The 9,847-nt window shown below is 36.3% G+C and carries 6 protein-coding genes and 1 pseudogene; all 7 read left to right on the top strand.

From position 1 onward, the window contains the following. The first annotated feature begins 291 nt into the window (after positions 1–291). Positions 292–3,168 (top strand): hypothetical protein, encoded by a 2,877-nt coding sequence (locus H9564_RS08505; protein WP_191685048.1) that lies wholly within the window; start codon positions 292–294, stop codon positions 3,166–3,168. 17 nt (positions 3,169–3,185) lie between these two features. Further along, positions 3,186–3,521, top strand: a complete 336-nt coding sequence (locus H9564_RS08500; protein WP_191685047.1) for a hypothetical protein — start codon at positions 3,186–3,188, stop codon at positions 3,519–3,521. A 15-nt stretch (positions 3,522–3,536) separates the two neighbouring features. Further along, a complete protein-coding gene (locus H9564_RS08495; protein ID WP_191685046.1) occupies positions 3,537–4,061 on the top strand; it encodes a hypothetical protein in 525 nt (174 codons plus the stop codon). Between the two features lie 80 nt (positions 4,062–4,141). Then, positions 4,142–4,351, top strand: coding sequence for a DUF3173 domain-containing protein (locus H9564_RS08490; protein WP_191685045.1), 210 nt, complete (start codon positions 4,142–4,144; stop codon positions 4,349–4,351). Beyond that, on the top strand, positions 4,344–5,552 hold the full coding sequence (locus H9564_RS08485; RefSeq protein WP_191685044.1) for a tyrosine-type recombinase/integrase: 1,209 nt from the start codon (positions 4,344–4,346) through the stop codon (positions 5,550–5,552). The genes H9564_RS08490 and H9564_RS08485 overlap by 8 nt, the downstream gene beginning before the upstream one ends. Positions 5,553–6,192: 640 nt before the next feature. Continuing rightward, positions 6,193–7,161: pseudogene (locus H9564_RS08480) on the top strand (IS30 family transposase). A 365-nt stretch (positions 7,162–7,526) separates the two neighbouring features. Next, positions 7,527–9,847, top strand: a 2,321-nt coding sequence (locus H9564_RS08475) for an LEA family epithelial adhesin (protein WP_191685043.1), incomplete at its 3' end; no start/stop codon positions are given.

Here is a 9,847-nt window from a genome sequence, read left to right as displayed (position 1 = left end):
GCGCCTTGAGACGCTGGCTTTTCTGATCGGCTTATAGCCGTTGTACAAACCACCCGTTTTACGGGTGGTTATGATTAATACGTATTGAACTTATGTCCATTTCAATATTTATACGGCTATTCTGTTTACTCCGTATAGCACAACAAAGTTGTGCTTATCTATATTTATGTGAATATTAGTTAGCTTTAACTGGTATTTATATTTAATTATATATTTCTATATTAAGTCGCTAGATTAGCAAATTCTTGCTAGTTAAGCGACTTTTTGTTTTTTATAAAAGGAGAATACTACATGTTTATTAAGGAAAAACCTTTTAGTAATTGGACTTTACCTGGTGAGGATATCAATAAAGTTATTGTTGCTTTTGATTCTGAATATCAATCGGGAAGTCGAAATAATATTTCAATTGGTGGTGAATTAATAAATGTTAATCAACGTCGCCTTAAAGATATTATTTCAATTCAGCTTGGGTTTAACTATCGAAATCGTAGTCCAACTTTATATTTTATGAAACGTGACCCTGATGATTCGGCCTTTCGTTTTAGTGATGTAATAAAACTACTCAAAAAATATTTATGGAAGATTGGTAAATATAAAGAAGTTAGGGAACTTAAGAAATTAACTATTGAACTTTGGACTTTTTGGGGTGGCGTTGACCTTAGTGTTTTTCAGGATTACGAAAAGATTCTAACTGAAAATACCAAAAGTAAGAAAGATACTAGCAAAATTGTTGCTATTCATAGTAATACGTTTTTTACTAGCCAACCTCTTAAATTGCGTATCTCAGATGAAAACCGTAATGCTGTAAGTATTACTAAAAATGATAAGTTGGTAATCCGTGATATGACTAAGTTAGCACCTGGAAAAGAGAATTTAGCTGGACTAGGTAAACTAATCGGTGTCCCTAAGATTGATACTGAAAAATGGGACCAACAAGATGGCTGCCCTAAAGGTTACTATAAGGCACATATGACAAAATTATGGGAAAATCGTCAGTCTGATTTTGTAAATTATGCTTTAGAAGATGTGGTGGTGACTGCCCTATATGGAACTTTCATTTTGCAGTTTCAAAAGCAGTTAACTGATGATGGATTCGGCGACTTTAAACCACTGCAACTTAAACCAAGCTTAGGTAGTATTGTTGGTTCCATCATTGGTTGTCAAAATGCGAAATCTTCCGATTGGATTGTCGATGAAGTAGTTAAATTACTTAGCCAATTGAAGCAACGAACAAACAATGATAAAGATTTTGAAAGTTTCTTAAGAACCATTTGCAAACCAGAAATCAAGACCGAAAAGGGAAAAGTAGTTCGTGACTATCATTTCAATGAATTACATGCCAACCCAACCTCAGACGACCTGAAAAGATGGTTGAATGAACATCTTGATTTTGACAAGATTCGTAAAGGTTATTGCTTCCCTAGGACTGATATAAGTTCTGATAAGAGTCATAAACATCTAGTTCATGATATGACTAACAAAATAGACGTTCCTTTAAACAGAATGTTTAATGACGCTGTTAATGCTTATAACGGTGGATATAACATTGTGATCTACACCGGTATTATTCCTCAAGGTGGAGAAAAGCGAGATTGGGATATTAGTTCTGCTTATTCTGAAGCTGGACATTTACTTCCTGATATAGCACCAGGCCTGGGTGCTGTAAAGTTCAAGGAATTTCACAATTTAGCAGCAAATCAGTTTAGTCGTATTGTGAAGGCTGCCGAAAAAATAAACGGTCCTTATACGGTTGGTGTGGGGATTTTTGATATTGAATATCCCTCAGACTACAAAGGATTTGTGATAACGCCTAAAAATGTTAATGAAGGTCCACGTTATTTTAGGAAAATTCATGAAGTAACTTTATCTTATACTGATGCTTATACAGCATGGTCTTGCGGGGCAAAAGTCTTTACACATCGATTGAGTTTTGTTAGACAATCGCGAATTATTCTAGGAACTCTTGACGGGATAAGTCAAGAAGGTCATATTCAGGACATTTTTCAAAAGCGTCGAGAACAGTGTGTGCATGGTAGTCCCGAAGACAAGATGAACAAGAACGTTGTGAACCAGTGCTACGGGGTAACAGCTGAGGGATTGAAAAAGAAAACCAGCCCCGACTATAACAACGGTCGTCCGTATTATGTACCGTTTAGTAGAATTACTAATCCGCTAAAGGCTATCCAATTTACGTCTATTACGCGGTTACACATTATTACCTTGCAACGAGCAATTTGGAAAATTGACCCTAAGGCAGTATTTCTTAACAATGTAACGGATGGTTGTCTAACGTGGACCAAAAAGCCACTAAAAATTGATGAAATTATTCAATCAATGGACCAAATTACGGCTGAAGAAAATCCTTGGTATCACGATATGGTTCATAACTATTTTGATGGTAAATACATTAAAAGAAAAGACGGTACCGACCAGGAAACAGCGAACTTACGAACTCGATTAACTTTTAGTCGTGATAATCAGTTAAGTGCAATGGTTGGATTAACTAAAATTACGCCTAAACAAGTCTTTAATAAGTATCTTGATCAAGGACGTTCCACAATTAACGTTGTCAACCATCAAATTACTGGAATTACGGCGATGCGACACGAGGAAAAATTCCAACATTTACAAACCTCGTGGAATCAAACGACAGATTTATATTTCTCATTTGATATGGCTCAAGTACCAATCAACTACCATCAATCGGGACAGTTTGTGTACTGGGAAACTAGACCGTATAACTCAGAAGACGAATTTAATCGATTATGGCAACCAGGACGTGATGTTTTAAAATATGGCGTTTGGTACTCGGCCGAATATGCGCCTTTCTTTCTGCGATTCTTTACCGAACTTCAAAAAGGATATAAGCCTATGAAGTTTTGGAAGGTTAATAAAAAGGATAAGAAAGGTGATAGTTACTTGCATAGAGGGACAGAAGTCTACCGCAACTGGTCTTTCTATGTAGCACGAAATAATCTTGATATTAAAAATTCTTACGGATTAATAATCCAAATATTTCATGACCATGGTTGGGTATATATGCGCGGAACCGAAGAACGTGAACTTCCGCAGTTACAGTCATTTAGTGCAACTATTCGTCGGATTCAAAAGAATCACGTTAAGGTATTACCCAACTATGTTTTGCTACACGAATCTAATCTAATTTAAAAAGGAGACCTTTAATTATGAATTCAAACTTATACAAATTGAATGAAGCAATTACTGAAATGATGAAATTGCACTATTATCTGGGACATGTATTCCGTGATTCGGAACCCGATATTACTGTTAAGACATTTAAAATCCGTTATAAAACTGATGAGTTATATGGAAAGTTGGGTGAATTATGGGATGGTAAGTCTAATGCCTATATTACAAGAAATGAAATTAAATCAATGTGTTCTAAATTTGCGGTAAGCAAGAATGAATATGATGCATTTTACAATTTGCCACCTGAAAAACGTATTGATGCTTTAGCACATATGTATGGTGATGCTATCGGAATTAAAAAAGTATATTAAAAAAGGAGCAAAGCAATGAAATTAAATCTTTCAAATTTCAACCAACGATTCACGTTTCGTGCAATAGTTCAAGGTTATTGTTTGGATAGCGTATGGTCAACAAATGAGGAACATTATATTTGGAAACCCATGATTATGCTTTCAAATATTAATTACCAAAACACTGATACGGGGCTTTTTGAATATGCTGGAGAGAAGACTTGTATCAGCTATACCAACAAGATAGCTAAGTTAGGTCAATTGGTTGCTGGTGAGATGATACAATTTAATGCCCGATATGTTGGTGAATACTTTGAATCTTTGGACCGATTGATGAATCCGTCTAAATTTAAAATTATAAAACCACTAATTGATAAGCGCTATCCAGTTCCTGCCAGTGAATATCTAAGAGTAGGGTATGTCATGGAAGTAAATCATGATAAATACCCTGACTCAAAGATGTATAAACAAGAAATAGTTGATCGGTATGACGATTGGTGTAATACCAATGCATATAATAAAAAGAGCACTGCAACCGACCAAAGTAATACAGAGCCCTAAATACAATCAACCAATTATATAAATTGATATTACTAGTATTGTCTCATGATTTATTTCTAAAAGAAAGGAGCATCGCATAAATGGGAAAGCAAACCGTTAATTATAAAGATTTAATGTCAATCGGCTTCAAGGAACATCAGGCTCGCGATATTATTCATCATGCCAAAATTGAACTTGTTAATAAAGGCTTTGCTCTTTATAATGGGAAACGAATTGGGGTAGTTCCGACTAGGGCCGTTGAAAATATTATTGGGTTTCATTTATATGAAGACAGTGATCAAGATGGCTAAAACTAAATATCCTAATGTTTATCTTGATAACAAAGGCCAGTATTATTACTTAGTCGAACTAGGTCATGACCTAATAACTGGTCGAAGAATTCAGAAAAAAGGACGACGTGATGCTCAACATAATAAATTTGCTTCTGCGCATGAGGCGTATAAAGAAGCCGTCAGAATAAAGAATGAGTACCAAGAAAGAAATGGCTTTGCTAATTATAGTTTGACATATGATGACTTCTTAGATGATTTCTATATTCCATCTTATAAGTCTGATGTTGAGAATAGTACATTCAAAAGTCGCCAAAGCACTTTTAAGCACTTAAAAAAGTGGTTTGGTGCTAAAAAGCTACGAGATATTAGGGCTACTGATTGCGAAAAGTTTCGGGTGTTTCTTCTAGGTAAAAGTGGTTATTCTCAAGGCTTTGCGAGTTTAATTTATTGTATGTTCCGTAATACCTTGGATTACGCTGTTCGGATGGATTTTTTAATTAAAAATCCATCGCGTAGGACGAAGACCATTAACAAAGGAAAAAGTACTGTAGCTTTTTGGACAAAATCAGAATTTGAAAAGGTTTTGTCAGTAATTTACACCAAAGATTACTATCAACATATGTGCTTTGTTATCCTGTACTTATACTTTACATGTGGCATGCGTGTGAGTGAGGGATTGGCATTAACATATGATGATATAGACTTTGAACACCACAGACTGAAAATTCATAAGACGTTAGAGATGAAGAATAAAAACGATTATGAACTTAAGCCGTATACTAAAACAATTAACGGAATTCGTACAATATCATTGGATAACGATACTATTCGGATTCTTAAAAATTGGAAGAAAGACCAGGAAAAACATGGTGTGCATAATTTCATTATGTCGTATGATGATACACCAATGAGCCGGACAACAATACCATTAATTGTAAAGAGGTTTGCTAAATTAGCAGGTGTTAAACCCATTCAAGCGAAGGGATTACGGCATAGTAGTGTCAGCTATTTGATTAATGAATTCAATGCGGATGTTTTGACAATTTCCAGGCGCTTGGGGCATTCAAGCCCTGAGATTACGTTAAAGTATTATGCGCATCTTTGGCCTCGTAATGATGAAACTATTGCGGACAAAATGGAAGGAAATATTAATTTTAAGTCAGCAACAAAAAACCAACTTAATTTTACTGGAAATCAAAATATTCGTTCTGTAAAATAAGGTTCCCTACCAAAATCCTACCAAAGTTAATTTGCAATAGCTAAAAGCCCCGTTTTAACGGGGTTTCTTTTAGGGCATTATCCCTTGAGTACGAATAATTCGACTATTGCGCTAGGAGAAGGAATCCCAATATGACGGCATTTGTCGGAACCATACTAATTCAAAAATAAGCAAAAATCGGGTTGTTCCCTACCAAAATAGTAGTCAAAAGGTACCTTATGGTTCTAATTAGATACCAAACGCTAGCTTATAGAGACTATTTAGATATTTTTGCTTACTTTTATTGAAAAGTAAGTGACTGTTGTCCTACTTATCATCATTTGATAAGTGGGGCATTTTTTGTTTCTTTTTTGTTGCCGGCGAATTTACAATTCAAAAACTGCGTAAAAAGTAGACCCTTGAAATCGCTGATTATAAGCGGAATGTGAGGATGATTAAAAAACGTTCTTATTGGGGAATGCCCCAATCTTATCCAGTTGTGTAATTAAATAGCGACAAGTAGTTTTGAATGCTACTTGCCGCTTTTTTCGTGCTTTAAATCATGTTTCTGAACACCGTTTGTAAAATTAAGTTAGAAAAATAAAAAAGCCATTTGTGATAGACTTTTGAGTATCCCTAATCAAAAGAAAGGCAATCACAAATGACCTATAAACATCTTACCACACGTGAATTAACCCTCATAGCTGATTTTTGGTATCAAGGTACAAAAGCTTACCAGGCTGCTAAACTGCTTAAACGAAGCCAGGAAACGATTTACCGTATTTACAGTTTCCTGGATACTGGTAAAACAATTGAACAATATCTTAAAGCCTACCAACGTAATAAGCAACGTTGTGGCCGTAAGCGTACTCAGCTGTCCAAAAACGAGATTAGCTATATCAATGAGCAGGTTAAAGTTGGCTGGACGCCGGATACGATCGTTGGCCGGGTAGAACGAACAATTAGCTGTAGTAGGCGAACCCTTTATCGAATGTTTGCTCGCGAACAATATAATTTCAATGTCCTCCAATTACCGATGAAGGGGAAACGACACCCAAATGGCTATGTCGAACGTCGTGGTAAGGCGGGGCATCTCGGTCGTAGTATTTACCAGCGATATCAAGATTTCCCTCACTACCAACACGAATTTGGCCACTTTGAAGCAGATACAGTGCAAGGGAAAGCCCATCATGGTGCGGTAATGACGCTAGTTGAGTGACAATCTAAAGTGATGATCGTCCTTAATGTTCATCGTAAGACGGATGAAGCAATCAATTACCACTTAGATAAGTGGCTTTCTAGAATGCCTCGTCATTTTGTTAAGTCAATCACTTTTGATAATGGTAAAGAGTTTGCCGGCTGGCGTGAGATTGCCAATAAGCATGATCTTCACACTTACTTTGCGGAGGTTGGAGCGCCTAATCAACGGGGATTGAATGAGAATAATAATGGTATTTTACGCCGTGATGGTCTCAGTAAACGCTTAGACTTTCGTAATTTACCAGATGAACTAATTACTCAACTAATGCATCGAAGAAACAATATTCCACGAAAGTCACTTAATTACCACACACCACTTGAAGAATTCTTAAGTCATGTCACCGATAAACAGCTCTCAACTTTTTTCTAATTTAAATTGACATTTCGGGAAACATTATTTCTAGTACCACAATATATGAAAAGAGAGCAGTGAGATTGCGTCTCGCTACTCTCAATCGCGAACTTGAATAATTTTAGTGTTTGAAAAGAGATTAGCCTTTGCGGTTAGTCTCTTTTACTATCTGATAAGTTAACTGCAAACAGAAAAGCCGCCCGGATCGAGAGCCAAGCGGTCGTTAAAGTCGCTAAACTGTGCTATAATATTACCAGATTGAAGAAATATTATACTCAACAATTAGGTTAATAGCTTATAGGATGATAGCTTAACGGTAGAACTATTGTTCTGGTGTACTGCAATACACCACTAGTTATTAAATTTGGGAGGTAAAAATAACGATGAAGCGACCCGAATTTTTAGAAACTAAGCGGACACCGCGTTATAGTTTACGTAAGCTTAACGTTGGTGTGGCTTCGGTATTATTAGGAGTAACTATTTTTGGAATTAACTTTACAGATCATTCTGTAAAGGCAGCAACCACAGTAGAAAGCGTTAGAATTCCCAATGGTTCACCAACCGGTAATTTGCCACGAACTTCAGCAGTTGTATTGAAAAGTAAAGTTCAACAAAGTAGTGCAAGTAACAATGCAACAGCTAATAATTCTACAGAAGCTGCGACACCCTTACAATCTGCAACAAAGACGCAAGGTAGCGTTGGTACTGGTACTGACAGAAATCCAGCAGGTACAGTAGATCAAAATAACACTAATACTCAGAAAGCAACTAGTGCAACAGAAAAAGTTCAACAAAGTAGTGCAAGTAACAATGCAACAGCTAATAATTCTACAGAGGCTGCGACAACCTCACAATCTGCACCAAAGACGCAAGGTAGCGCTGACACTAATATTAAATCATCAACAGCTACGAATTTAGTGGCAATTTCTGGTACTGACAGAAATGCAGCAGCTAAATTAGCAACTATGAATTTAATGCAAACTAATGGTATTAATGGTACTGGTGACAGAAGTGCAGCAGGTACAGTAGCTCCTTTCTTCTATAATCTTATTAGTTTGGGTACTGGTACTCAGACAGCTAAAGAAAATCAAGACTTGGCCAATAAGACTAATCTGACTTCTTCAGATAACTACAGTTCTAATATCTATAAAGGTAAAGATGGATATTACAAGATTATAACTATTTATGGTCAGGACTACGTTTACCGTGCTGCTGATATTCAAGCTAGTGGTGCTAATTTGCTGGGGTATCCTAAACAAACAGCTGAAGATATTAAAAATAATATCAATATTTCTAAAGAAGATTTAGGAAATGGTAAGACCCGTTGGACTGTTGTTTTCTTCCCTAATAAGGGATTACAAAATTATCACAGTACATTACATGGGTTATGTAATGCAACATTTGGTATTGCTCTCACTTCTGACTACCAAATCTTTGGTAAAGTTGACATGGAAGTAATTAGTGATCCTAATGAATCATTTGAATCTCATACATTTAAGCCCGGTAGCAGTAGCGCTACTAACATTCCAATACAAAATCCATCACCTGAAGTGAAGTTTTCATTTAATCCTAAGACAGATGTTGAACCAAATGGTTTAATTAATAGTGCAGCTTATAACAATGAATATTTGCAAGGCCCATACTATTTCACTACTGCTACGGATACTGGTAAAAAGAACTTATGGCAGACTTACTTTGAAGATGGGAAAGAATATTATAATGCAGCAGATAATTCCCTTTATCTAGGTAGCAATCATGACTTTCATTTTAATACTTTTAAAATTGCAAATGAAACTGGAGTAGACGGTGCAAAATATGGAGACTCAATCATTAATGACACACAGGGTGGAGTTAATGGCGTATTTAGCAGTGATAACTTTAACCAAGCAATGGAATTTAAGTCACAAGGTAGCGCTAATAATTCACAATTTTCTTCTTATGTTATTTCCTTTACTACGCAACACACAGACTCTCGTGAACTAGATTTAATTAAAAGTCCAAAAGGTCAACAATTCTCAGGAATCTCAGCTAATATTTATTCTCTTCAGGATGTCTACTATAACATGATGTCTAGCTTATATGGTGAGCAGAGAGCACTGAATGCAAAAGGTGATCCATTAATAGCTGAGAAAATTATTCCTAATTGGGATGCTGCCAAAGCTGCCAATAAGGCCATCGATACTGCTCTTGTCAACAAGAAGGGTGAAATTAATGGAGCAACTAATATTGATCAAACTACTAAAGACAAGTTGATCCAAGATGCTACTGATGCAGCGGACGCTGCAAAGAATGCTATTGTTCAAGCAACTACAGCTGACGCAATTAAGAAAGCTCAAGACGATGGCGTTTCTAATATCAATAATGTTAAGGTTCCAAGTCTTGAAGACGCCAAGAAAGCAGCTAAGGACGCAGTTGATCAAGCTGCAGGTAAGCAAAAAGACTTGATTAATAAGTCTAACAACCTTAGTGATAGCGAAAAGCAAGAACTAAACAAGCAAGTTGATTCAGCAACCCAGACTGCTAAGGACGCAATCGATGGCGCAACAACCAACGATGGTGCCACTAAGGCAGGCCAAGATGGTAAGACAGCAATCGAAAAAGTTGTTCCAACCAGTCTTGAAGACGCTAAGAAAGCAGCTAAGGACGCAGTTGATCAAGCTGCAGGTAAGCAAAAAGACTTGATTAATAAGTCTAACAACCTTAG

Source organism: Limosilactobacillus avistercoris (assembly GCF_014836425.1).
GTDB classification, from domain to species: Bacteria; Bacillota; Bacilli; order Lactobacillales; family Lactobacillaceae; genus Limosilactobacillus; species Limosilactobacillus agrestimuris.
The sequence above is the reverse complement of the archived record's forward strand: the minus strand, read 5'-3'. Positions and strand labels throughout refer to the sequence as shown.

Excerpts from the sequence above, each read along its gene's own strand:
- H9564_RS08505 (WP_191685048.1), top strand. The coding sequence starts at position 292 with ATGTTTATTAAGGAAAAACCTTTTAGTAATTGGACTTTACCTGGTGAG.
- H9564_RS08500 (WP_191685047.1), top strand. The coding sequence starts at position 3,186 with ATGAATTCAAACTTATACAAATTGAATGAAGCAATTACTGAAATGATG.
- H9564_RS08495 (WP_191685046.1), top strand. The coding sequence starts at position 3,537 with ATGAAATTAAATCTTTCAAATTTCAACCAACGATTCACGTTTCGTGCA.
- H9564_RS08490 (WP_191685045.1), top strand. The coding sequence starts at position 4,142 with ATGGGAAAGCAAACCGTTAATTATAAAGATTTAATGTCAATCGGCTTC.
- H9564_RS08485 (WP_191685044.1), top strand. The coding sequence starts at position 4,344 with ATGGCTAAAACTAAATATCCTAATGTTTATCTTGATAACAAAGGCCAG.